At 58.1% G+C, this 23,357-nt stretch carries 21 protein-coding genes; 15 read left to right on the top strand and 6 right to left on the bottom strand.

What is annotated here, in order from left to right:
• Positions 1 to 2: 2 nt before the first annotated feature.
• From KGP22_RS13225 to KGP22_RS13170, 12 genes are all read left to right on the top strand, one after another.
• Positions 3 to 758, top strand: a complete 756-nt coding sequence (locus KGP22_RS13225) for a molecular chaperone (RefSeq protein ID WP_223579426.1) — start codon at positions 3 to 5, stop codon at positions 756 to 758.
• The gene (locus KGP22_RS13220; RefSeq protein ID WP_111964832.1) at positions 734 to 3,118 is read left to right on the top strand and encodes a fimbria/pilus outer membrane usher protein; all 2,385 of its coding nucleotides are present in this window, start codon (positions 734 to 736) and stop codon (positions 3,116 to 3,118) included. The genes KGP22_RS13225 and KGP22_RS13220 overlap by 25 nt, the downstream gene beginning before the upstream one ends.
• Positions 3,115 to 4,077, top strand: coding sequence for a spore coat U domain-containing protein (locus KGP22_RS13215; RefSeq protein ID WP_223579424.1), 963 nt, complete (start codon positions 3,115 to 3,117; stop codon positions 4,075 to 4,077). The genes KGP22_RS13220 and KGP22_RS13215 overlap by 4 nt, the downstream gene beginning before the upstream one ends.
• Positions 4,078 to 4,161: 84 nt before the next feature.
• A complete protein-coding gene (gene tar, locus KGP22_RS13210) occupies positions 4,162 to 5,829 on the top strand; it encodes a methyl-accepting chemotaxis protein II (RefSeq protein ID WP_115875701.1) in 1,668 nt (555 codons plus the stop codon).
• Between the two features lie 44 nt (positions 5,830 to 5,873).
• Positions 5,874 to 7,475 carry a methyl-accepting chemotaxis protein IV gene (gene tap / locus KGP22_RS13205; protein ID WP_133294695.1) on the top strand — a complete coding sequence of 534 codons (1,602 nt, stop codon included), beginning with the start codon at positions 5,874 to 5,876 and terminating at the stop codon, positions 7,473 to 7,475.
• Between the two features lie 19 nt (positions 7,476 to 7,494).
• On the top strand, positions 7,495 to 8,361 hold the full coding sequence (gene cheR, locus KGP22_RS13200; RefSeq protein WP_111964829.1) for a protein-glutamate O-methyltransferase CheR: 867 nt from the start codon (positions 7,495 to 7,497) through the stop codon (positions 8,359 to 8,361).
• A complete protein-coding gene (locus KGP22_RS13195; RefSeq protein WP_008500430.1) occupies positions 8,358 to 9,407 on the top strand; it encodes a chemotaxis response regulator protein-glutamate methylesterase in 1,050 nt (349 codons plus the stop codon). Before cheR ends, KGP22_RS13195 begins: the two co-directional genes overlap by 4 nt.
• A 17-nt stretch (positions 9,408 to 9,424) precedes the next feature.
• Positions 9,425 to 9,814, top strand: a complete 390-nt coding sequence (gene cheY, locus KGP22_RS13190) for a chemotaxis response regulator CheY (RefSeq protein ID WP_008500431.1) — start codon at positions 9,425 to 9,427, stop codon at positions 9,812 to 9,814.
• A gap of 10 nt (positions 9,815 to 9,824) precedes the next feature.
• Positions 9,825 to 10,469: a protein phosphatase CheZ gene (cheZ, locus tag KGP22_RS13185; RefSeq protein WP_111964828.1), complete on the top strand. Its 645-nt coding sequence runs from the start codon at positions 9,825 to 9,827 to the stop codon at positions 10,467 to 10,469.
• Between the two features lie 147 nt (positions 10,470 to 10,616).
• Positions 10,617 to 11,765 (top strand): flagellar biosynthesis protein FlhB, encoded by a 1,149-nt coding sequence (gene flhB / locus KGP22_RS13180; protein WP_048992249.1) that lies wholly within the window; start codon positions 10,617 to 10,619, stop codon positions 11,763 to 11,765.
• Positions 11,758 to 13,836 carry a flagellar biosynthesis protein FlhA gene (gene flhA / locus KGP22_RS13175; RefSeq protein ID WP_111964827.1) on the top strand — a complete coding sequence of 693 codons (2,079 nt, stop codon included), beginning with the start codon at positions 11,758 to 11,760 and terminating at the stop codon, positions 13,834 to 13,836. Before flhB ends, flhA begins: the two co-directional genes overlap by 8 nt.
• Positions 13,836 to 14,228, top strand: a complete 393-nt coding sequence (locus KGP22_RS13170; protein ID WP_111964826.1) for a flagellar protein FlhE — start codon at positions 13,836 to 13,838, stop codon at positions 14,226 to 14,228. Before flhA ends, KGP22_RS13170 begins: the two co-directional genes overlap by 1 nt.
• A 56-nt stretch (positions 14,229 to 14,284) precedes the next feature.
• On the opposite strand, the gene argS is transcribed toward KGP22_RS13170, so the two are convergent.
• Positions 14,285 to 16,018 (bottom strand): arginine--tRNA ligase, encoded by a 1,734-nt coding sequence (gene argS, locus KGP22_RS13165; protein WP_223579420.1) that lies wholly within the window; start codon positions 16,016 to 16,018, stop codon positions 14,285 to 14,287.
• A 239-nt stretch (positions 16,019 to 16,257) separates the two neighbouring features.
• Here argS and KGP22_RS13160 point away from each other — a divergent pair, with 239 nt between their 5' ends.
• Both KGP22_RS13160 and cutC read left to right on the top strand, forming a co-directional pair.
• Positions 16,258 to 16,818 carry a VOC family protein gene (locus KGP22_RS13160; RefSeq protein WP_127731458.1) on the top strand — a complete coding sequence of 187 codons (561 nt, stop codon included), beginning with the start codon at positions 16,258 to 16,260 and terminating at the stop codon, positions 16,816 to 16,818.
• Positions 16,819 to 16,896: 78 nt separating this feature from the next.
• Positions 16,897 to 17,640, top strand: a complete 744-nt coding sequence (cutC, locus tag KGP22_RS13155) for a copper homeostasis protein CutC (RefSeq protein ID WP_223579418.1) — start codon at positions 16,897 to 16,899, stop codon at positions 17,638 to 17,640.
• A 99-nt stretch (positions 17,641 to 17,739) separates the two neighbouring features.
• On the opposite strand, the gene cmoB is transcribed toward cutC, so the two are convergent.
• The 5 genes from cmoB to KGP22_RS13130 are packed head-to-tail and all read right to left on the bottom strand — an operon-like array spanning position 17,740 to position 21,320.
• Positions 17,740 to 18,711 carry a tRNA 5-methoxyuridine(34)/uridine 5-oxyacetic acid(34) synthase CmoB gene (gene cmoB, locus KGP22_RS13150; protein WP_111964822.1) on the bottom strand — a complete coding sequence of 324 codons (972 nt, stop codon included), beginning with the start codon at positions 18,709 to 18,711 and terminating at the stop codon, positions 17,740 to 17,742.
• Positions 18,708 to 19,451 carry a carboxy-S-adenosyl-L-methionine synthase CmoA gene (gene cmoA / locus KGP22_RS13145; protein WP_111964821.1) on the bottom strand — a complete coding sequence of 248 codons (744 nt, stop codon included), beginning with the start codon at positions 19,449 to 19,451 and terminating at the stop codon, positions 18,708 to 18,710. Before cmoA ends, cmoB begins: the two co-directional genes overlap by 4 nt.
• A 40-nt stretch (positions 19,452 to 19,491) precedes the next feature.
• Positions 19,492 to 19,887: an MAPEG family protein gene (locus KGP22_RS13140; RefSeq protein ID WP_021240443.1), complete on the bottom strand. Its 396-nt coding sequence runs from the start codon at positions 19,885 to 19,887 to the stop codon at positions 19,492 to 19,494.
• Positions 19,888 to 19,938: 51 nt separating this feature from the next.
• On the bottom strand, positions 19,939 to 20,757 hold the full coding sequence (locus KGP22_RS13135) for a DUF72 domain-containing protein (RefSeq protein WP_223579415.1): 819 nt from the start codon (positions 20,755 to 20,757) through the stop codon (positions 19,939 to 19,941).
• Positions 20,754 to 21,320, bottom strand: a complete 567-nt coding sequence (locus tag KGP22_RS13130) for a hydrolase (RefSeq protein WP_223579413.1) — start codon at positions 21,318 to 21,320, stop codon at positions 20,754 to 20,756. The genes KGP22_RS13135 and KGP22_RS13130 overlap by 4 nt, the downstream gene beginning before the upstream one ends.
• Positions 21,321 to 21,583: 263 nt before the next feature.
• On the opposite strand from KGP22_RS13130, the gene aspS reads away from it, so the two are divergent.
• Positions 21,584 to 23,356: an aspartate--tRNA ligase gene (gene aspS / locus KGP22_RS13125; protein ID WP_111964818.1), complete on the top strand. Its 1,773-nt coding sequence runs from the start codon at positions 21,584 to 21,586 to the stop codon at positions 23,354 to 23,356.
• The last annotated feature ends 1 nt before the right edge of the window (position 23,357 follow it).

Genomic DNA, 23,357 nt, shown 5'->3' with positions numbered 1-23,357 from the left:
TGATGAAGCCATTTTTCAGACCCGTTTGTCTGGCGGGCGCGTTGGGAATGGCGGTTGCCGGCCAGGCGCAGGCCGCAGCCACCATTCTGCTCTGGCCTATCGACCCGTGGCTTGCTGCGGACGCCAACGCCACTGAACTGTGGATCCAGAACCAGGGAAACAGCGCCACGACGATGCAGGTCCGCATCGTGCGCTGGAAGCAGGAGGACGGACACGAGCGATATACCTCGCAGCAGGACGTGGTCGCCAGCCCGCCCATCGTCACGATTGGCACAGGCAGCAAGCAGCTTATTCGCCTTATCAAACAGGCTGCGGTTCCCGCGGGCGTCGAACAGGCTTACCGCATTATCGTGGATGAAATCCCCCAGCCTGATGCAAAAGCCGAACCTGCCATCGGCCTCAAATTGCAGATGCGTTACTCCATCCCTCTGTTCGTGTATGGACAGGGGATCCGAACCATGAAAGAGGGCGCGCATCACGCGCTGGCGGAACCCCAAAACCTGAGCTGGCGTGTGACGCGCGCGGAGGGGCAGCCTGTGCTGGAGGTCAGAAATCGGGGGGATGTCCATGTCAGGCTGAGCCAGGTGACGCTGGAGCAGGGAGGGCAGAAACGCACGGTAGCGGAAGGACTACTGGGTTACGTCCTCCCGGGCAGCAGCCGCAGCTGGCCCATACCCGCTGGCGTTCGTCAGCCAGAGCGGATGAGCGCACAGATTAATGCCAGGGACGCACAATGGCAGTCGACGCCCGTCAACTGAAGCCGGCGATGATGATACTGCTTTGCGTCAGTTCCGCGACCCTGGCCGAGCCCGGCGACGACAGTTTGCCGCCACCACCCCAGGCGCAGGCGATAAATGATGAAGCGGTTTTCCAGCTTGCCCTCGTGCTGAACCACTACGATACCGGTCTGGTCGTGCCCGTGACGCAGCGTAAAGGCGCTTTCTTTATATCAAGCGCCGATTTGCTGCGCGCGGGGCTGCCCCCAGCGCATGTTCCCACCGGAGAGGTGAATCTCTCCTCGCTTGCTCAGGTTCGGGTCGAGTATGACAGCGCCGCGCAGCGCCTGCTGCTGACCGTGCCCCGTGACTGGGTGACGGCCCGCGTGACGTCTTTTAGTGGGCAAACGGCGCAGGCCAAACCGCACTTTGGCCGCGGGGCGCTGCTGAATTACGATCTCTACACTAACCACACGGAACATATCGGCGGTCAGGCGTCGCTCTGGCATGAGTTCCGCTACTTCAACGAGAACGGCTCGTTTTCCTCCACCGGTTACGCGCGGGAAAATTTCACCGGTAATGACGGCCAGCAGGAAGGGTATGTCCGCTATGATACGACCCTGCTGTTCACTCACGAAGATGACGCGATGAGCTGGAGCGTCGGGGACGTGATCAGCGATGCCCTGAGCTGGAGCTCCAGCGTGCGGATGGGGGGCGTAAGCGTAGGGCGGGATTTCTCCCTGCGACCTGACCTGGTGACATGGCCGCTGCCCGAGTTCGCAGGGGAAGCCGCGGTACCCACCTCGGTCGATCTTTTTATCAACGGCTATCGCTCCGGTTCGACCCAGCTTCAGCCCGGCCCCTTCACCCTGACTAATTTACCCTATATCAACGGCGCCGGGGATGCGGTACTGGTCACAACGGATGCGCTGGGACGCCAGGTCAGCACCACGCTCCCGTTTTACGTCACCAGTGACTTACTTAAACAAGGGCTGAGCGACGGCGCCGTGACGCTCGGCAGCCTGCGGCGTAATTACGGTATCAAGAATTTTGACTACGGCTCGGCGGCAGGCAGCGGCTCGTATCGCTACGGGGTGACGGACTGGCTAACGCTGGAAGGGCATGCAGAAGGGGCGCAGGAGCTGGCGCTGGGTGGCGCGGGGACGGTAATAAAACTCGGCCAGTTTGGCGTGGTAAATACCTCTTACTCGCAGAGCCGCATGCGCGGGGATGCGGGCGGGCAAATCAACTGGGGTTACCAGTACAGTACCAGCGAATTTAGCGTCGCCACTCAACACACGCGTCGCGACCGCGGCTTTGGCAATCTGGCCCTCTACGATCAGCCGACGGTATATGACGAAAACGATAAGCCCATCGCCAGCTTTAGCCGTAATACGGATCAGTATTCTCTGACCTTCAATCTGGGACGGTATGGAAATATCGGCGCGGCCTGGATTGGGGTGGAGAGTTTTGACAGTCAAAAAACCGAACTGCTCAATCTCTCCTGGAGCCGCAACCTGTGGGGGGCGAGCAGCATTTACCTGGCCGGCAGCCGGGACCAGCAGCGGGGAGACTGGACGGTCGCGCTGTCGCTGCAGGTGCCGCTGGGGGCACGCGACAGCGCTGCCGTCACCGTTGAAAATACCCCGGATGCCGGCAGTACCCAGCGCATTAACTACAACCACTCTATGCCTTCTGACGGCGGTTTCAGCTGGAACATGGCCTGGGCCAACCAGTCAAGATCCAGCGATTATCAACAGGCTACGCTGGGCTGGCGCAATAACAACATAGAGCTGCAGGGCGGCGGCTATGGCGAAAGGGACACCATGACCTGGTGGGGCGAGGCGATGGGCGCAATTGTGCTGATGGACGGCGAGCTGTTTGCGGCGAATAAGATCAACGATGCATTTGTGGTTATCAGTACCGACGGCCATCCGGACGTGCCCGTCAGCTATGAGAACCAGCCCGTCGGTAAAACCAATAATAACGGCTACCTGCTGATCAGCGGGGTGTCGGCGTATTATCCGGCAAGCTACCGGATTGATACCCTGAATCTGCCGGCGGATACCCGTTTGAAAGAGACCGAACGGCGGATCGCGATCCGCCGTCACAGCGGCTATCTGGTCGATTTCCCGATGGAGCAGGAGCGGGTGGCAAGCGTCATTCTGCATGATGCGCGCGGCCAGGCGCTGCCGGTGGGAAGCCAGGTCCGACGCGTCTCGCGCAGCAATGCGGTGGTGGGGTATGACGGCATCGCATGGCTGGAAAATCTCAGCGATGTGAACCCGCTCGAGGTGATTGCACCTGACGGTAAACGCTGCAAGGCCACTCTGACCGTGGGGGCCAATCCGGAGCACAAGCTAAAAACCTACGGGCCGCTGATTTGTCGGGAGGAGCCATGACGCGCCTGCTGCTGTTGATCCTGCTGCTTTTTTCCGGCGGCGGCTGGGCGGCGTGTACCGTCAGTACGGTTAATGCGTCGTTTGGCAGCGTCACTTCGTTCGCGCTCAGCGGAACCGGGGAAGTTCAAACCACCGGCACGCTGGTGGTGGCCTGTGATGCCGTATTGAATCTGCTGACCAGCGACTCGGTAACGCTGACCTACACCGCGGCATCGGTTTCGGGCAACAGTCGGGCCACCATGAAACGCACGGATAATGCGGCCATCACGGACGTGATCCCCACCCGGCTGTGCGGGCTATCGGGGTGCGCGAGCAGCAGCGAGATACAGATAAGTAAATCGTATACCTGGAGCGGGAATACCTTGCTGGGGTTACTGGGGTCAAAGCAGTACAACATTCCACTTTATTTCCGCACCGTCGCCGGGCAAAACGTGACTGCCGGGCCATATCAGGTGCAGTTAACCTTCAGCGTTAACTACAGCGTCTGCTCCGTGGGCGCACTCGGCCTTTGCTCAATCAATCAGACGGGTACCGCGACAACCACCATCCTGTTAGATATGACCGTCACCAACGACTGCAGCGCCATGACCACGCCGGACGTCAACTTCAACAGCGCGCCGCTGGTGCAAAGTTTCCCTACCGTCTCGCAGGCGATTGCCGTCACCTGTACCAAAGGCAGTACGTATACCATCGGCATTAATAACGGTGCCAACGCGCTGAACAACGTGCGGCGCATGATGAGCGGCAGTAACGCCATGAGCTACGACATCTATAAGGAAGCCACCGGTAACCGCTGGGGCGGCAGCGGCAGCGAGCGCTGGTCCAGCGCGACGTCGTCGCAGGTAAGTGCCGACGGTTTACTGCGCACCTACAACTACACCGCGAAAGTCCTGACCAGTCAGGCCACGCCTCCTGCCGGAACCTACACCGACACGCTTATTGTCGACGTGGCGTTTTAACCCCGCGCTTTTCCCTTTCGCAAATGTAAAGTTCCTGTGGGCTGTGCCGATAACACCGTTAATAAATCTATGAGAAGGTGTTGTATGTTGAACCGTATCCGCGTTGTCACAATGCTCATGATGGTGCTGGTCATTTTCGCACTTCTTCAGCTCATCTCCGGCGGGCTTTTTTTCTCGTCATTAAAACAGAACCAGGACAGTTTCGCGGCCTCGAACGATCTCCGCCTGCAGCAGAGTGAACTCACGTCGACGTGGGATCTAATGCTGCAAACGCGTATCAACCTGAGCCGCTCGTCCGCGCGCATGATGATGGACCCTAACAATCAGCAGAGCAGCGCGAAAACCGATCTGTTGAAAAATGCCCGTGCCACCCTCGCTGACGCCGCGAAACATTACGACGCCTTCAAAAAGATCGCCCCGCAGCCTGCTATGGAGCAGGTGAGCCAGAATATCGATGAAAAATACAATGCCTACCATACCGGTCTGACAGAGCTCATTCAGTTCCTGGAGAGCGGAAATATGGACGCCTATTTCGCGCAGCCGACGCAGGGGATGCAAAACGCACTCGGCGCGGCGCTGGGGGAATACGCGAAGGCCAGTGGCGATCTCTATCACTCGGCCTTTACGGCAAGTCAGAATGACTACCGCTTTGCGAAATGGCAGATGGCCGTAATGGCGCTGGCGCTGGTCATCGTGCTGGTCGCGGTCTGGTACGGCATTCGCCATATCCTGCTGAATCCTCTTGGGCGCGTCATTGCCCACATTCGTGAAATTGCCGGAGGCGATCTGACTAAAACGCTGACCGTTTCCGGGCGCAATGAGATCACCGAACTGGCAAACAGCGTTGACCATATGCAGCGTTCGTTAATCGAAACCGTCGCCAACGTGCGTAACGGGTCGGAGGCTATCTACACCGGCACCAGCGAAATTGCGATGGGGAATAACGATCTCTCATCCCGTACCGAACAGCAGGCTTCCGCCCTGGAAGAGACGGCCGCCAGCATGGAGCAGCTCACCGCGACCGTGAAGCAGAACGCCGATAACGCTCGCCAGGCGTCTCAGCTGGCAGAAAGCGCCTCCGAGACGGCGCAGCGCGGCGGACGCGTGGTGGATGGCGTAGTGAAAACCATGCACGAAATCGCCGACAGCTCGAAGAAAATCGCCGACATCATCAGCGTCATCGACGGCATTGCTTTCCAGACCAACATTCTGGCGCTGAACGCCGCCGTGGAAGCGGCGCGAGCGGGCGAACAGGGACGCGGTTTTGCCGTGGTGGCCGGGGAAGTGCGCAACCTGGCAAGCCGCAGCGCCAACGCGGCAAAAGAGATCAAGTCGCTGATTGAAGACTCTGTCTCCCGCGTGGATACCGGCTCCGTGCTGGTGGAAAGCGCCGGGGAGACCATGAATGACATCGTGAATGCCGTTACCCGCGTGACGGACATCATGGGGGAAATCGCCTCTGCGTCTGATGAGCAGAGTCGTGGTATCGACCAGGTTGCCCTGGCGGTATCGGAAATGGATCGCGTGACACAGCAAAACGCCGCGCTGGTGCAGGAGTCCGCTGCGGCGGCCGCTGCCCTGGAAGACCAGGCGAGCCGTCTGAAGATGGCCGTCTCGGCGTTTCGTCTCGCTTCACTCGCTGGAAACACGGTCACTCCGCAGGCGACGTACCGCGCGCCAGCCGCTGAACAGGCTGCACTCCGTACGCGTACCGCGACGACCGGACAAGATGAAAACTGGGAAACATTTTGACTGACAATTAAACCGCGGCTGCTTGCCGCTTGATGGGAGCGTGGATGTTAAATCGTATTCGTATCTCGACCACACTGTTTTTGATTCTGATCCTTTGCGGTGTGTTGCAGGTTGGCAGTAACGGGTTGTCTTTTTGGGCGTTTCGCGATGGCTATCAGAATTTGCAGGAAGTTGAGGCGAGTAATCAGCAGCGCTCCGCACTGGCACAAACGCGTGCCGTGCTGTTGCAGGCAAGCACTGCGCTGAACAAGGCGGGAACCTTAACCGCGCTGAGCTATCCGCCGGATGACATTAAAGCGCTGATGGCAACCGCGCGCGACAGCCTGAAACAGGCTGACGCACAGTTTAAAGCCTTTACGGCGCAGGCCGCCGACAGCGAGAAAGAGAAAGCGCTGAAGGCCGCCATGAAGACGAACTTTGAGCAGTGGTACAGCGATCTGGACCACCAGGCGACGTGGCTTGAGAACAACCAGCTGTCGGACTTTATGACCGCACCGGTCCAGGCGTCTCAGGCAGCGTTTGACGGCAGCTTTAACGCCTGGCAGCAGGATATCAACCAGTCTGTACAGCGTGCCGGTGACCAGAGCCGTCAAAGCTATCACATGTCGGGCGTCATCTTCGCCGTGGTGGTGATTCTGGCAGGGTTGCTGACCGGCGGGGCGCTGCTCTGGTCGCGCAGAATGATTGTGCAGCCGCTGGCGATCGTCAGCAGCCATTTCGACAGTATTGCAAAAGGCGACCTGGCGCGTCCGGTGGCGGTGTTCGGCAAAAACGAAATTTCGGCGATTTTTGCCAGCCTGAAGGCGATGCAGGGATCGCTGCGGGAAACGGTGAGCGACGTGCGGCAGGGCAGCTATGCCATGCACACCGGGATCTCAGAGATTGCTGCGGGTAACAACGATCTCTCATCCCGCACAGAGCAGCAGGCGGCCTCGCTGGCGCAGACGGCGGCCAGCATGGAGCAGCTGACGGCGACGGTAAGCCAGAACGCCGATAACGCGCGTCAGGCGTCTGACCTGTCAAAACAGGCGGCGATGACGGCGAAGAAAGGCGGTGACCAGGCGTCCCATGTCGCCAGCACCATGCAGGAGATTGCCACCAGCTCGCAGAAAATTGGTGACATCATCAGCGTGATTGACGGTATCGCGTTCCAGACCAACATTCTGGCGCTGAATGCCGCTGTGGAAGCGGCGCGAGCCGGGGAGCAGGGGCGCGGGTTTGCGGTGGTGGCGGGGGAAGTACGTAACCTGGCGAGCCGCAGCGCCAACGCGGCGAAAGAAATCAAGGTCCTGATCGAAGAGTCGGTCTCGCGCGTTCAGCAGGGCTCAACGCTTGTGGATACGGCGGCGAAAACCATGCACGAGATCGTCACCTCCGTGACGCGGGTTAACGACATTATGGGCGAAATTGCCTCGGCCTCGGATGAACAGCGTCGCGGCATTGAGCAGGTTGCCCAGGCGGTCAGCCAGATGGATCAGGTGACGCAACAGAACGCCTCGTTAGTTGAGGAAGCGGCAGCGGCAACCGATCAGCTGGCCAGCCAGGCGGATCGTCTTACCGGACTGGTCGCGGTATTTAATGTGAAAGAGCACGTTGAAGCAGTAACAGAAGTCGGGCGGTCGCAGGCCGTGCCAGTTGTATCCTGAATGTAATTAAGAAGGCGCTATGACATCACCAATGCCCCCTGGGCAAACGTCATTATTGTTGCAGATGACACAGCGCCTCGCGCTGTCCGACGCGCATTTTCGTCGGATATGTCAGTTAATCTACCAGCGTGCGGGGATCGTGCTTGCGGATCATAAGCGGGACATGGTCTACAACCGTCTGGTGCGGCGCTTGCGTACGCTGGGGCTGGATGATTTTGGCCGCTATCTGAGCATGCTCGAGGCGAACCAGAACAGCGCCGAGTGGCAGGCTTTTATTAACTCGTTAACCACCAACCTGACGGCATTTTTCCGTGAAGCTCACCACTTCCCGGTTCTGGCCGAGCATGCGCGCCGTCGCACCGGGGAGTATCGCGTCTGGAGTGCGGCCGCCTCGACGGGTGAAGAGCCATACTCGCTGGCGATCACCCTTGCCGATACGCTGGGAATGACGCCGGGACGCTGGAAGGTCTACGCCAGCGATATCGATACTGAAGTGCTGGAGAAGGCGCGTAACGGTGTTTATCGCCAGGATGAACTGAAAACGCTGTCGCCGCAGCAGCTGCAGCGTTATTTCATGCGCGGGACGGGCCCGCATGAAGGCCTGGTGCGCGTACGCCAGGAGCTGGCGAACTGCGTCGAATTCGCGCCCGTTAACCTGCTGGATAAGCAGTACAACGTGCCGGGGCCGTTCGACGCCATTTTTTGCCGTAACGTCATGATCTATTTTGATAAAACGACGCAACAGGACATTCTGCGTCGGTTTGTTCCGTTGCTCAAGCCTGACGGTTTACTGTTTGCCGGGCACTCGGAAAACTTCAGCAATCTCGTGCGTGAGTTTAGCCTGCGTGGGCAAACGGTATATGCGCTGAGTAAGGAAAAAGCATGAGTAAAATCAGGGTGTTGTCTGTCGATGATTCAGCGCTGATGCGTCAGATCATGACTGAAATTATCAATAGCCACAGCGACATGGAGATGGTGGCAACCGCGCCCGATCCGCTGGTAGCGCGGGATTTAATTAAAAAATATAACCCCGATGTGCTAACGCTGGATGTCGAGATGCCGCGCATGGATGGCATCGATTTCCTCGAAAAATTAATGCGGCTGCGGCCTATGCCGGTGGTGATGGTCTCCTCCCTGACCGGGAAAGGATCTGAAATCACCCTGCGCGCGCTGGAGCTGGGGGCGGTGGATTTTGTCACCAAGCCGCAGCTTGGCATTCGCGAAGGGATGCTGGCCTACAGCGAGATGATCGCCGAGAAGATCCGCACCGCGTCGCGTGCGAAGCTTGCCGCCCACACGCCGATGGCCGCGCCGGCGACCCTGAAGGCCGGTCCATTACTCAGCTCGGAAAAACTGCTGGTCATTGGAGCGTCAACCGGAGGAACAGAGGCAATTCGTCATGTACTCCAGCCATTGCCGCTTTCAAGTCCGGGTATTCTGATCACTCAGCATATGCCGCCAGGCTTTACCCGTTCGTTCGCCGAACGCCTGAACAAGCTGTGCCAGATCAGCGTGAAAGAGGCGGAAGACGGCGAGCGCGTGCTCCCGGGGCATGCCTATATCGCGCCGGGCGACAAGCATATGGAGCTAGCGCGCAGCGGCGCTAACTATCAAATCAAAATTCATGACGGACCGCCGGTCAACCGGCACCGTCCGTCGGTGGATGTGCTGTTTCATTCGGTGGCGAAACATGCGGGGCGCAACGCCGTAGGGGTGATCCTGACGGGGATGGGCAACGACGGTGCCGCCGGAATGCTTGCAATGCACCAGGCTGGCGCCTGGACGATTGCGCAGAATGAAGCAAGTTGTGTGGTGTTCGGCATGCCGCGCGAGGCCATCAATATGGGTGGCGTGAGCGAAGTGGTCGATCTTAGCCAGGTAAGCCAGCAGATGCTGGCGAAAATCAGTGCCGGACAGGCAATACGTATTTGACTCAGGAGTATTATTTTATGGCGGATAAAGAGCTTAAGTTTTTGGTTGTGGATGACTTTTCCACCATGCGTCGCATCGTACGCAACCTGCTGAAAGAGCTGGGCTTCAACAACGTTGAAGAAGCAGAAGATGGCGTTGATGCGCTGAACAAACTGCAGGCTGGCGGGTTTGGTTTTGTTATCTCCGACTGGAACATGCCAAACATGGACGGTCTGGAACTGCTGAAAACTATTCGTGCCGATGCGGGAATGGCCTCTATGCCGGTTCTGATGGTCACTGCAGAAGCGAAAAAAGAGAACATCATTGCCGCTGCACAGGCGGGCGCAAGCGGCTATGTGGTGAAGCCATTCACCGCGGCAACCCTAGAAGAGAAGCTCGGTAAGATCTTCGAGAAACTCGGCATGTGAGGTGATGGAAATGTTGCAACCTGCTATGAAACCCGTTGAAGAACACTCGCCGAGCGATATCATCGTCCGCATCGGCAGCCTGACGCGCATGCTGCGTGACAGCCTGCGCGAGCTGGGTCTGGATCAGGCGATTGCCGAAGCGGCGGAAGCGATTCCTGATGCCCGCGATCGTCTGGACTATGTCGTGCAGATGACCGCTCAGGCTGCGGAACGTGCGCTGAACAGCGTTGAAGCATCACAGCCGCACCAGGATGCGATGGAAAAGGGGGCGAAAGCCCTGAGCAAACGCTGGGACGAGTGGTTTGAAAACCCTATCGAGCTGGCTGATGCCCGCGAGCTGGTAACGGATACTCGTCAGTATCTTGGCGATGTGCCGGGCCACACCAGCTTCACCAACGCCCAGCTACTGGACATTATGATGGCGCAGGATTTCCAGGACCTGACCGGTCAGGTCATCAAGCGCATGATGGATGTTATCCAGGAGATTGAGCGCCAGCTGCTGATGGTTCTGCTGGAGAACATTCCGGAACCTGCAGCCCGTCCAAAACGCGAGAACGAAAGCCTGCTCAATGGTCCACAGCTCGACGCCACCAAGGCAGGCGTTGTGGCAAGCCAGGATCAGGTAGACGACCTGCTGGACAGCCTCGGCTTCTGATAGTCCTTTCCGCCTCAGGAGGTTACGCCGCCTGAGGCGGTTTGCGACAAAATCACCGAAAAGAGCCCGAATAAACGGGCTTTTCCCGCCATTGGATTTCCGCTGCGCTGGCATGATACCCGTGACGTAATGGGCTGAGCATGCACTGTGGCAGAAGAGAACGACGACAAAACGGAAGCCCCCACACCCCACCGACTAGAAAAGGCGCGTGAGGAAGGGCAAATCCCCCGATCCCGAGAATTGACCTCCCTGCTGATCCTTATCGTAGGCGTGTGCATTATCTGGTGGGGCGGGGAGTCGCTGGCCCGCAAGCTGGCGGGAATGCTGTCAACCGGCTTGCGTTTTGACCACAGCATGGTCAACGATCCGAATCTGATCCTCAGCCAGATTATTCAACTGATTAAAGGGGCCATGGTCGCGCTGTTGCCCCTGATTACCGGGGTCGTGCTGGTCGCGCTGGTCTCGCCGGTGATGCTCGGCGGTCTGGTTTTTAGTGCCAAATCGCTGCAGCCGAAATTTTCCAAACTGAACCCGCTGCCGGGCATTGCGAAAATGTTCTCTGCTCAGACCGGGGCCGAGCTGCTCAAAGCCATTCTCAAATCGGTGCTGATGGGCAGTTCCGCGGGGTTTTACCTCTGGTACCACTGGCCGGAAATGATGCGTCTCATCAGCGAATCGCCGCTCACCGCGATGAGCAACGCGCTGAATCTTGTCGGGCTTTGCGCACTGCTGGTGGTGCTCAGCATTATCCCGATGGTGGGTTTTGACGTGATCTTCCAGCTTTATACCCACTTCAAAAAGCTGCGCATGTCACGTCAGGACATCCGTGACGAATATAAGCAGATGGAAGGTGACCCGCACGTGAAGGGGCGTATCCGCCAGATGCAGCGTGCCGCCGCCCGTCGCCGCATGATGGAGGATGTGCCGAAGGCCGACGTCATCGTCACCAACCCGACGCACTATTCCGTTGCCCTGCGCTATGACGAAAACAAAATGAGCGCGCCGAAAGTGGTGGCGAAAGGGGCAGGGCTGATCGCGCTGCGCATCCGGGAAATCGGCACGGAACACCGCGTGCCGATCCTGGAAGCCCCTCCGCTGGCGCGTGCCCTGTACCGCCATGCGGATATTGGACAACAGATCCCGGGACAACTCTACGCCGCCGTGGCGGAAGTGCTGGCCTGGGTATGGCAGTTGAAGCGCTGGCGTCTGGCCGGCGGTCAACGGCCTGTGAAACCTGAGAACCTTCCGGTGCCTGCCGCGCTGGATTTTATGAACGAGAAGGACACTGATGGCTAATCTGGTGGCAATGTTGCGCCTGCCCGGCAACCTGAAATCGACCCAATGGCAGATTCTGGCCGGGCCGATTCTGATCCTGCTAATTCTGTCGATGATGGTACTGCCGCTTCCGGCGTTCATCCTCGATCTGCTTTTCACTTTCAATATTGCGCTCTCCATTATGGTGCTGCTGGTGGCGATGTTCACCCAGCGTACTCTGGAGTTCGCCGCGTTCCCGACCATTCTGCTGTTTACCACCCTGCTGCGACTGGCGCTGAACGTGGCGTCCACGCGTATCATCCTGATGGAAGGTCACACCGGGGCGGCAGCTGCAGGTAAAGTGGTGGAGGCGTTCGGCCACTTCCTGGTGGGTGGCAATTTCGCTATCGGTATCGTGGTGTTCGTCATCCTCGTGATCATCAACTTTATGGTCATCACCAAAGGTGCAGGGCGTATTGCGGAAGTGGGCGCGCGCTTTGTGCTCGACGGAATGCCGGGCAAGCAGATGGCGATCGACGCCGACCTGAATGCCGGTCTTATCGCCGAAGATGAAGCCAAAAAACGCCGTGCGGAGGTGACGCAGGAGGCGGACTTCTACGGCTCCATGGACGGTGCGAGTAAGTTTGTGCGCGGTGACGCCATCGCGGGCATTCTGATCATGGTGATTAACGTGGTCGGCGGCCTGCTGGTGGGCGTGCTGCAGCATGGGATGGACATGGGCCACGCGGCGGAAAGCTATACGCTGCTGACTATCGGTGACGGTCTGGTCGCGCAGATCCCGGCTCTGGTTATCTCCACTGCGGCGGGTGTGATTGTGACCCGCGTGAGCACCGATCAGGACGTTGGCGAGCAGATGGTGGGCCAGCTGTTCAGCAACCCGCGCGTGATGCTGCTGGCCGCTGCGGTTCTCGGGTTGCTCGGCCTGGTGCCGGGGATGCCAAACCTCGTCTTCCTGCTGTTTACGGCGGGGCTGCTGGGGCTTGCCTGGTGGATGCGTGGCCGTGAAACCAAACCGGCAGCGGAACCTGTTCAGGTCAAAATGCCGGAGAATACCCAGGCCGTCGAAGCGACCTGGAACGACGTTCAGCTGGAAGATTCCCTGGGAATGGAGGTCGGGTATCGCCTGATCCCGATGGTCGATTTCCAGCAGGACGGCGAGCTGCTCGGCCGTATCCGCAGTATCCGTAAAAAATTCGCGCAGGATATGGGCTTCCTGCCGCCGGTGGTACACATCCGCGACAATATGGACCTGCCGCCCGCGCGCTATCGCATCCTGATGAAAGGTGTCGAAATTGGCAGCGGTGATGCCTATCCGGGCCGCTGGCTGGCGATTAACCCCGGCACCGCCGCAGGCACGCTGCCGGGCGAGCAAACTATCGATCCGGCCTTTGGCCTGGCCGCTATCTGGATTGAAAGCGCCCTGAAAGAGCAGGCGCAGATCCAGGGGTATACGGTTGTTGAAGCCAGTACCGTGGTGGCGACCCATCTTAATCACCTGATTGGGCAATTCTCGGCGGAGCTGTTTGGCCGTCAGGAAGCGCAGCAGCTGCTGGACCGCGTCACGCAGGAGATGCCGAAGCTGACGGAAGATCTGGTCCCGGGCGTGCTGACCTTAACCACGCTGCACAAGGTGCTGCAAAACCTGCTCGACGAGAAGGTGCCGATCCGCGATATGCGCACCATTCTGGAAACCCTTGCCGAACACGCGCCGATACAAAGCGATCCGCACGAGCTGACGGCGGTGGTGCGCGTGGCGCTGGGACGCGCCATTACCCAGCAGTGGTTCCCGGGAACCGGGGAAGTGCAGGTGATCGGCCTCGATACGCCGCTTGAGCGTCTGCTGCTGCAGGCTCTGCAGGGCGGAGGCGGTCTGGAGCCGGGCCTGGCGGACCGTCTGCTTGCGCAAACGCAGGAGGCGCTGGCGCGTCAGGAGATGCTCGGCGCGCCGCCGGTGCTGTTGGTGAACCACGCGCTGCGTCCGCTGCTGTCCCGCTTCCTGCGTCGTAGCCTGAACCAGCTGGTCGTGCTGTCGAATCTGGAGCTGTCGGATAACCGTCATATCCGCATGACCGCGACGATTGGAGGAAAATAATGCGTAAATGGCTTTGGATGTTGCTCTTCCCGCTGGCGGCGCAGGCTGCCGGGGGGGGCACCTGGCAGGCGAGCAGCATGGGGGTGACCCTCAGCAATCGCGGTGTTGCTATGTCGTCTAACCCGCTGGCGCCTTCAGAAGAGGTCTCCGGTCAGATGGGCCTTGTGGTCTGGAACTATCGGCTGATTGGCCCTACGCCAGCGGGCTTGCGGGTGCGCCTCTGCTCTCAGACGCGCTGTACCGAAATCGACGGCGAAAATGGGACAACGCAGGCGTTCAACGGCGTACCGGCTATTGAACCTTTGCGTTTCATCTGGGAAGTGCCGGGTGGGGGGCGTTTGATTCCGGCGCTGAAGGTGCAAAGCAATTCCGTCATCGTGAACTATCGCTGACGGTTGGATTACCAGGACTGCAAAAACAAAACCCGGCGATTGCCGGGTTTTTTGTATTACATGCGTTCTACGGTTTCGATACCCAGGGTATCCAGACCCAGCTTCAGGGTCTTCGCCGTCAGCTGCGCCAGCTTCAGGCGGCTGTTGCGAACCGATTCGTTTTCCGCAGACAGAATAGGGCAGTGCTCGTAGAAGCCGGAGAACAGACCCGCCAGGTCGTACAGGTAAGCACACATTACGTGCGGCGTGCCGTCACGCGCGACAACCGTCAGCGTCTCTTCGAACTGCAGCAGACGCGCCGCCAGCTGTGCTTCACGATCTTCGGTGATGGTCACGGCGGCATTCGCCAGCACGCTTTCGTCGATACTGGCTTTACGGAATACCGAGAGCACGCGGGTATAGGCGTACTGCATGTATGGCGCCGTGTTACCTTCAAACGCCAGCATGTTATCCCAGTCGAAGATATAGTCGGTGGTACGGTTTTTGGAGAGATCCGCGTATTTCACCGCACCGATACCCACGGCGTTGGCCAGTTTTTCCAGCTCGTCGGCCGGCATGTCCGGGTTCTTCTCGGCCACCAGACGACGGGCGCGTTCCAGCGCTTCGTCCAGCAGGTCGGACAGCTTCACCGTACCGCCCGCACGGGTTTTGAACGGCTTGCCGTCTTTACCCAGCATCATGCCGAACATGTGGTGTTCCAGCGGAACGCTGTCCGGCACGTAACCGGCTTTACGCACGATGGTCCACGCCTGCATCAGGTGCTGGTGCTGACGGGAGTCGATGTAGTACAGCACGCGGTCGGCATGCAGCGTTTCGTAACGGTATTTCGCGCAGGCAATGTCGGTCGTGGTGTAGAGATAGCCGCCATCCTTTTTCTGGATGATCACGCCCATCGGTTCACCTTCCTTGTTTTTGTACTCATCAAGGAACACAACCGTTGCGCCTTCGCTCTCCACCGCCAGGTTTTTCGCTTTCAGGTCAGCCACAATGCCGGGCAGCATTGGGTTGTACAGGCTTTCACCCATTACGTCATCGCGGGTCAGGGTGACGTTCAGACGGTTATAGGTCAGCTGGTTCTGGGACATGGTGATGTCAACCAGCTTGCGCCACATTTCGAGGAAGTATTGATCGCCGCCCTGCAGTTTAACCACGTAACTACGCGCACGTTCGGCAAAAGCTTCGTCTTCGTCGTAGTGTTTTTTGGCTTCGCGATAGAACCCTTCCAGGTCCGCCAGCGCCATTTCACCCGCGTTTTCCTGCTGCTGTTTTTCCAGGTAAGCGATCAGCATGCCAAACTGGGTGCCCCAGTCGCCCACGTGGTTGGCGCGGATCACCTTGTGACCGAGGAACTCGAGCGTGCGCACTGCGGCATCACCGATGATGGTGGAGCGCAGGTGGCCAACGTGCATCTCTTTCGCCACGTTCGGCGCAGAATAGTCGATCACGACGGTCTGCGCTTCCGGCTGGGACACTCCCAGACGATCGGATTTCAGCGCCGCGTCAACGTGGCTTGCCAGGAAAGCAGGCTCAAGGAAGATGTTGATAAAGCCCGGACCGGCGATTTCGGTTTTGCTGGCAATGCCGGAAAGATCCAGATGCGTCAGTACCTGCTCAGCGAGCTGTCGCGGCGGCATGCCCAGTTTTTTAGCCACTGCCATCACGCCATTAGCCTGATAGTCGCCAAACTGTACTTTTGCTGACTGACGAACCTGCGGTTCGCAATCCGCAGGGGCACCTGCGGCAATCAGTGCCTGACTGACTTTTTCGGAGAGAAGAGCCTGAATATTCACCTGGATACCTTACGTTTTTGATGCGGGCTTACAACCGCCCGCGCCAGTTAAAGAATTTAGGGCGGGAGTATACTGCAAATGCCTTCTGACGTCAGCAGTGCGGGGCCTGAAGATTGCTCAGAATCCAGGCAGTGAAGGTGTGCATAATCATGCAGTCGCAAAAAGCCGGTTTCTGAGGTTGGTCAAAACAGGGCAACAGAGTAAATTAGCGGCTTTGCGACATGAAAAGAGAATGACTTATGGCGAACTGGCAATCCATTGACGAACTGCATGATATTTCCGCAGATTTACCGCGCTTCACCCAGGCGTTCACAGAACTTGCCACCCGTCTGGGTCTGGATATTGCGCCGCTTGAGGCCGATCACATCTCTTTGCGCTGTCATCAGAATGCCACCGCCGAGCGCTGGCGTCGCGGGTTCGAACAGTGCGGCGAGTTACTGTCCGAGAATATCATTAATGGCCGCCCCATTTGCCTGTTCAAACTGCATGAGCCGGTGAACGTGGCGCACTGGCAGTTCAGCGTGGTTGAACTGCCGTGGCCAGGCGAGAAACGCTATCCGCACGAAGGCTGGGAACATATCGAGATTGTCCTGCCGGGTGAGCCGGAGACGTTAAACGCGCGCGCGCTGGCCCTGTTAGCGGACGAAGGCTTAAGCCAGCCGGGAATTTTTGTGAAGACCAGTTCTCCCAAAGGCGAGCGCGAGCGGTTACCTAACCCGACGCTGGCCGTTACTGACGGACAGGTTACGGTGAAGTTTCATCCGTGGACCATTGAGCAGATCGTTGCCAGTGAAGCATAAGAGATGTGAGTTCACGCCGGGACCGAAAACGAACGGCGTGTCATGATGTTTCGCTTAGTGGAATTTCAGGAGGATTAAATGGCGCTGCTGGAGATTTGTTGTTACAGCGTGGAGTGTGCCGTGACCGCGCAAAAGCACGGGGCTGACCGCATTGAACTGTGCGCGGCACCCAAGGAGGGCGGGTTGACGCCGTCTTACGGCGTGTTGAAGTCAGCCCGTCAGGCCGTCACTATTCCCGTTCACCCAATTATTCGTCCGCGCGGCGGTGATTTTTGTTACACGGCGGGCGAGTTCAGTGCCATGCTTGATGATATCGCCCTCGTTCGGGACCTGGGGTTTCCAGGGCTGGTGACCGGGCTGCTGGATGAAGACGGCAATATCGATATACCGCGTATGCGTCAGATTATGAGCGCCGCGCAGGGGATGGCCGTCACTTTTCATCGCGCATTTGATATGTGTAAAGATCCGCTTCAGGCCTTTGAAATGCTTGGAGAACTTGGCGTGGCGCGCATCCTGACATCGGGTCAGCAGGCGTCAGCTGAAAAAGGACTGCAATTAATTACGGAACTAAAAGCACATTCTGGTGTTCCAATAATAATGGCGGGTGCGGGAGTCCGCGCCAGCAATCTGGAACGGTTTTTAAACGCCGGGGTAGAAGAGCTGCACAGCTCCGCGGGGAAATGGATACCTTCGCCCATGCGTTATCGCAATACAGGATTGTCAATGTCGACGGATGCTGAAGCGGATGAGTATTCACGCTATGGCGTAGAGGGAGAGTCGGTTGCGGAAATGAAGTCGCTGATTGAGCGCCATCACGTGTAGCAACGTACCGATTTTTACCGCGCATCATGTCGCCCAATATGATGCTTGCTTGTACCAGGCCCCTGCCAATTACACAGGGGCCTTTTTTTCTCCTTAAGACTACGGCTTAGTCGCTATTAACACCGCACGCATCGGGGCCGGATAGCCTTCGATGGTTTTGCTGTGATCGGTTGGGTCGAGGAATTGCTCCAGCGATTCGGTGATCATCCAGTCGGTGCGGCGCTGCTCTTCGATTGAGGTCACGCTGACATCGGCAATCCGCACATCCACAAACCCGCATTTCTCCAGCCAGTTCTTTAGCGCCAGCGCGGAAGGGATGAAGTAAACGTTGCGCATCTGCGCGTAACGATCGCCCGGCACCAGAACGGCGTGTTCATCGCCTTCAATCACCAGCGTTTCGAGCACCAGCTCGCCGCCGCTGACCAACTGATCTTTCAATTGCCACAGGTGTTCAAGCGGGGAGCGGCGGTGATAAAGCACGCCCATGGAGAACACGGTATCAAACGCTTTCAGAGCTGGCAGCTGCTCAATGCCCAGCGGCAGCAGGTGCGCGCGCTGGTCGTTACCCAGCAGCTTACGTACCGCTTCAAACTGGCACAGGAACAGCTGCATCGGGTCAATGCCTACCGCCAGATGCGCGCCCGCGCCAATCATGCGCCACATGTGGTAACCGCTGCCGCAGCCCACGTCCAGAATGGTGCGCCCGGTCAGGTCGGAAAGGTGGGGCAGAACGCGATCCCATTTCCAGTCCGAGCGCCATTCGGTATTGATGTTCACGCCGTAAAGTGAAAACGGCCCTTTGCGCCACGGCATCAGGTTACGCATCAGCGTTTCGATGCGGTTGATCTGCCCTGGCGGAAGCGGTTCTTCACTCTCTGCAGTGACGCTGTGCAGAAGATCCAGACGATGCGGGGTCAGTTCGGGCAGAAACTCCACAGCATTTGACCACTGCTTTAACAGGCCGTGCTGCTGGTCCCGCTGCCAGGCGGCAATCTGCGCGGGCAAGGTTTCCAGCCAGTGGGAGAGCTGGTTTTTGGCAATCAGCTGATAGAAGTTACTGAACTCGATCATGCCGGTTTCCCCGCTTTCAGCGCCACCAGCGAACCAAAGTTAAAGCACTGGAACCACAGTTCGCTGTGCTCAAAACCGGCTTTACTCAGACGCGCTTTGTGGGTTTCTACGGAATCCGTCAGCATCACGTTTTCGAGCATGCTGCGCTTCTGGCTGATCTCCAGCTCGCTGTAGCCGTTCGCACGCTTGAAATCGTGGTGCATATTGAACAGCAGCTCGCCAACCTCGGCATCTTCGAAGCTGAATTTCTCCGAGAGCACCAGCGCGCCGCCAGGATTCAGCCCCTGATAAATTTTGTCCAGCAGCAGCTGGCGGTCTTCCGGTACCAGGAACTGAAGCGTGAAATTCAGCACCACCATCGACGCGTTGTTGATCTCAATCTCGCGGATATCGCCTTCCACCACGTCCACCGGAACAGGGGCTTTGTAGGCGTCAATATGGCGGCGGCAGCGTTCCACCATGGCCGGAGAGTTATCGACGGCAATAATTCGGCAGCCTTCATGGTGAACGTTACGACGAACCGACAGCGTTGCCGCGCCGAGCGAGCAGCCCAGGTCATAGACCTGCGTGCCGGGTTGAACGAAGCGCTCAGCCAGCATGCCGATCATAGAGATAATATTGGAATAACCGGGAACAGAGCGCTGGATCATATCCGGGAAGACTTCGGCTACCCGTTCATCGAAGGTCCAGTCGCCCAGGCTGGCGATAGGCGCGGAAAAAAGCGTGTCGCGATCTGACATAACGTAAAAATCCGGGAAAAATAAAGTGGCGTATTGTGCGCTAATGGAGGGAGAAAACCAACTCCCACGGCATATACCACAGGTTAGCCAGCACCATCAGCAAAAGTGAACACCAGGTTGCACTCATGCCGGAACGACGCCAGCGAATTAAGCGATGGTGAAAGCCGTAATAGTGCATCAGGCGGCCAGCAATAAGCAGCAGGCCACAGATGTGCACCATCCAGGTTTCTGCGCCATTCATCTCCATAAACAGCAGCAGGATTAAGGCTGCAGGGATGTATTCGACCGCGTTGCCATGAATGCGGATAGCGCTTTGTAGCTCTGAAAACCCGCCGTCACCGTAAGAGACGCGGTAGAGCGTTCTGAGGCGCACAACATCAAATGAAAACTTAATCAGCAGTAATGCACCTAACACCGCATACAGCGCGCTGACCATACAAACTCCCTGTTTTTGGCAGATGGCACTTCACTATGATAGGGGGTGATATCAGAAAAGAGAAGATTGTTGTGGGATGGAAGGGGCGCTTCCCACGGACGGCACCGCAGCCTGCAAGGCCTGCCATAGAGCATCGACCAGTTCCGGGGCCTGGGCAATATCCGGCGTGTGCAAAAAAAGATACGGCGTGGTGGTGTGTTCCCACGCTGCCAGTTTTTCCAGCCAGACGGTGAACAGCGCCTGGTTTTGCTGCATGTTATCGCTGCCGATAAACCTGACCATTGGGTTCTGTGCGGTCACGATGGCGTGGACCGGCACTTTCGGTTTTTTACGCTGAGCTTCAACGATGGCTTCGCTATGCGGGATAGCGCTGTGCACCGGACGGCTGTCGAGGATCACCCGGTTAACGGAACGCTCAAGCAGGCCGCGATTGAGCGCTTTTTCCGCTTCGCCCTTAGCAAAAAACTCGGGATGCCTGACTTCAACGCCGTAGGTAAACTCCCGGGGCAGGGCGTCCAGAAACGTCCACAGCGTGGGCAGGTCGCGCGGGCCAAAGACGGCCGGAAGCTGCAGCCAGTACTGGCCGATGCGGTTTGCCAGAGGCGCCATCCGGGCAAAGAATTCGTCAGTCAACTCACCACAGTTTCGCAGCGCGGCCTGGTGCGAAATGGTGGCCGGAAACTTGAAGCAGAAGCGGAAGTCATCGGTCGTTTGTTCCCGCCAGCGCGCAACAATCTCGGCTTTCGGGAGCGCATAGAGGGTGGTGTTACCCTCGACGCAGTTGAAGTGCCGGGCATATTCCTCAAGGCTGGTGATGCCAAGGCGCACCCATTTCGGGTGCGACCACTGGGGTAAACCGACATACATCATAGCGCGCTGACAATCTCATCCGTGCTGCGCACGCGGCCGATGCGCGGGAAGATGTGGGTCATGCTGCCCTGATGCTGTTCCGCGGAGGCCGCGCTGCAGGCATCTTCGGCGATCACCAGGTTAAAGCCCAGCTCCCACGCGTTGCGGGCGGTCGACTCCACGCCGATATTAGTGGAAATACCGCACAGGATGAGGGTGTCGATGCCGCGACGGCGGAGCTGCAGTTCAAGATCGGTGCCGTAGAATGCGCCCCACTGACGTTTGGTCACTTCAATATCGCTGTCGCGTTTACCCAGTGAGGCCGGGTATGTCCACCAGTTTTCCGGCAGGGCGCGTGCAGGAGCCTGGGCATCAACGGGCTGTTTTAACGCTTCGGCGTAATCCGCAGACCAGCCGACGCGCACCATGACAACAGGCGCACCGCTGGCACGACATGTTTCCGCCAGGCGAGCGGCGCGGCTGACCACATCATCCGCGGTATGCGGGCCGCCGGCGAAGGGCAGAATGCCTTCCTGTAAATCAATCACGACAAGCGCGGTTTTTTTGGCATCAAGGGTTAACATCGTTACTCCCGTTAAATGAATCACTTCCGGACACCATACGACGTGATGGCCTGTTCCTGGGCGGATAATTTTGTTAATTTTTGTGAGAATGCGCAATAAGAGTGCAGCAAACGACCGCCAGGCCGTGGTTCGCTCTTATCGTCCGGCGGAATTTCCAGTATAATAGCCGCCTTTTTTCATCCAGTTGTGACATACAGAAAGCTGCGACATAGTAGCCTGCATACCAGGCGACATTTAGCCTGCGGCTAATTAAGGGATATCTCATGCGTACAGAATATTGCGGGCAGCTGCGTCAGTCCCACGTCGGACAGCAGGTAACCCTGTGTGGTTGGGTCAATCGTCGTCGTGATCTTGGTAGCCTTATCTTCATCGATATGCGCGACCGCGAAGGTATCGTTCAGGTGTTCTTCGATCCGGATCGCGCTGATGCGTTGAAGCTGGCCTCTGAGCTGCGTAATGAGTTCTGCATTCAGGTCACCGGCACCGTGCGTGCGCGTGACGAGAAAAACGTTAACGCCGACATGGCGACGGGTGCCATTGAAGTGCTGGCGTCCGATCTGACGATCATTAACCGTGCTGAAGCGCTGCCGCTGGACTCCAACCACGTCAACACTGAAGAAGCGCGTCTGAAATACCGCTACCTGGATCTGCGTCGCCCGGAAATGGCTCAGCGCCTGAAAACCCGTGCGAAAATCACCAGCCTGGTGCGTCGCTTTATGGATGACCACGGTTTCCTCGATATCGAAACCCCGATGCTGACCAAAGCCACGCCGGAAGGTGCGCGCGATTACCTGGTCCCATCCCGCGTTCATAAAGGCAAATTCTACGCGCTGCCGCAGTCTCCACAGCTGTTCAAACAGCTGCTGATGATGTCCGGCTTCGATCGCTACTATCAGATCGTGAAATGCTTCCGCGACGAAGACCTGCGTGCTGACCGCCAGCCTGAATTTACCCAGATAGATGTGGAAACCTCCTTCATGACCGCCGAGCAGGTGCGTGAAGTGATGGAAGCCCTGGTGCGTAGCCTGTGGAACGACGTTAAAGGCGTTGAGCTGGGCGATTTCCCGATCATGACCTTCGCGGAAGCCGAGCGTCGCTATGGCTCTGACAAACCAGACCTGCGTAACCCGATGGAGCTGGTGGACGTTGCAGACCTGGTGAAAGCCGTTGAGTTTGCCGTCTTCTCCGGCCCGGCTAACGATCCGAAAGGCCGCGTGGCGGCCCTGCGCGTACCGGGTGGTGCAGCACTGAGCCGTAAGCAGATCGACGATTACGGCAACTTCATCAAGATCTACGGCGCTAAAGGTCTGGCCTATATTAAAGTGACCGAGCGTGCGAAAGGTCTGGAAGGTATCACCAGCCCGGTCGCGAAATTCCTGAACGCTGACATCGTGGAAGCGATCCTTGAGCGCACCGGCGCGCAGGACGGCGACATGATCTTCTTCGGCGCAGATAACAAGAAAGTTGTTGCGGATGCGATGGGCGCGCTGCGTCTGAAGCTCGGCAAAGACCTGAACCTGACCGACGAGAGCAAATGGGCGCCGCTGTGGGTTATCGACTTCCCAATGTTTGAAGACGACGGTGAAGGCGGCCTGACCGCGATGCACCACCCGTTCACCTCGCCAAAAGAGATGACGGCGGCAGAGCTGAAAGCGGCACCGGAAGAGGCCGTCGCCAACGCCTACGATATGGTCATTAACGGCTACGAAGTGGGCGGCGGTTCCGTGCGTATTCACAGCGGTGAAATGCAGCAGACCGTGTTCGGCATCCTGGGCATCAACGAGCAGGAGCAGCGCGAGAAATTCGGCTTCCTGCTGGACGCGCTGAAATACGGTACGCCTCCGCACGCGGGCCTGGCCTTTGGTCTTGACCGTCTGACCATGCTGCTGACCGGCACCGATAACATCCGTGATGTTATCGCCTTCCCGAAAACCACTGCCGCAGCGTGTCTGATGACCGAAGCGCCAAGCTTTGCCAACCCGGCCGCACTGGCTGAGCTGGGCATTGAGGTGGTGAAGAAGGAAGAGAAAAACTGAT

The sequence above is a fragment of the Enterobacter sp. JBIWA005 genome (genome assembly GCF_019968805.1).
Classification (GTDB): domain Bacteria; phylum Pseudomonadota; class Gammaproteobacteria; order Enterobacterales; family Enterobacteriaceae; genus Enterobacter; species Enterobacter vonholyi.
Note: the sequence above shows the minus strand (reverse complement) of the source record. Positions and strands in the feature narration are given on the sequence as shown.

Bases quoted from the DNA above. Each gene is read 5' to 3' on its own strand.
- tap (WP_133294695.1), top strand. From the start codon at position 5,874: ATGTTAAATCGTATTCGTATCTCGACCACACTGTTTTTGATTCTGATC.
- cheZ (WP_111964828.1), top strand. From the start codon at position 9,825: ATGTTGCAACCTGCTATGAAACCCGTTGAAGAACACTCGCCGAGCGAT.
- KGP22_RS13130 (WP_223579413.1), bottom strand. From the start codon at position 21,320: ATGTTAACCCTTGATGCCAAAAAAACCGCGCTTGTCGTGATTGATTTA.
- KGP22_RS13170 (WP_111964826.1), top strand. From the start codon at position 13,836: ATGCGTAAATGGCTTTGGATGTTGCTCTTCCCGCTGGCGGCGCAGGCT.
- cheR (WP_111964829.1), top strand. From the start codon at position 7,495: ATGACATCACCAATGCCCCCTGGGCAAACGTCATTATTGTTGCAGATG.
- cmoA (WP_111964821.1), bottom strand. From the start codon at position 19,451: ATGTCAGATCGCGACACGCTTTTTTCCGCGCCTATCGCCAGCCTGGGC.
- aspS (WP_111964818.1), top strand. From the start codon at position 21,584: ATGCGTACAGAATATTGCGGGCAGCTGCGTCAGTCCCACGTCGGACAG.
- cmoB (WP_111964822.1), bottom strand. From the start codon at position 18,711: ATGATCGAGTTCAGTAACTTCTATCAGCTGATTGCCAAAAACCAGCTC.
- KGP22_RS13160 (WP_127731458.1), top strand. From the start codon at position 16,258: ATGGCGAACTGGCAATCCATTGACGAACTGCATGATATTTCCGCAGAT.
- KGP22_RS13140 (WP_021240443.1), bottom strand. From the start codon at position 19,887: ATGGTCAGCGCGCTGTATGCGGTGTTAGGTGCATTACTGCTGATTAAG.
- KGP22_RS13225 (WP_223579426.1), top strand. From the start codon at position 3: ATGAAGCCATTTTTCAGACCCGTTTGTCTGGCGGGCGCGTTGGGAATG.
- cutC (WP_223579418.1), top strand. From the start codon at position 16,897: ATGGCGCTGCTGGAGATTTGTTGTTACAGCGTGGAGTGTGCCGTGACC.
- KGP22_RS13220 (WP_111964832.1), top strand. From the start codon at position 734: ATGGCAGTCGACGCCCGTCAACTGAAGCCGGCGATGATGATACTGCTT.
- flhA (WP_111964827.1), top strand. From the start codon at position 11,758: ATGGCTAATCTGGTGGCAATGTTGCGCCTGCCCGGCAACCTGAAATCG.
- KGP22_RS13215 (WP_223579424.1), top strand. From the start codon at position 3,115: ATGACGCGCCTGCTGCTGTTGATCCTGCTGCTTTTTTCCGGCGGCGGC.
- tar (WP_115875701.1), top strand. From the start codon at position 4,162: ATGTTGAACCGTATCCGCGTTGTCACAATGCTCATGATGGTGCTGGTC.
- KGP22_RS13195 (WP_008500430.1), top strand. From the start codon at position 8,358: ATGAGTAAAATCAGGGTGTTGTCTGTCGATGATTCAGCGCTGATGCGT.
- KGP22_RS13135 (WP_223579415.1), bottom strand. From the start codon at position 20,757: ATGATGTATGTCGGTTTACCCCAGTGGTCGCACCCGAAATGGGTGCGC.
- cheY (WP_008500431.1), top strand. From the start codon at position 9,425: ATGGCGGATAAAGAGCTTAAGTTTTTGGTTGTGGATGACTTTTCCACC.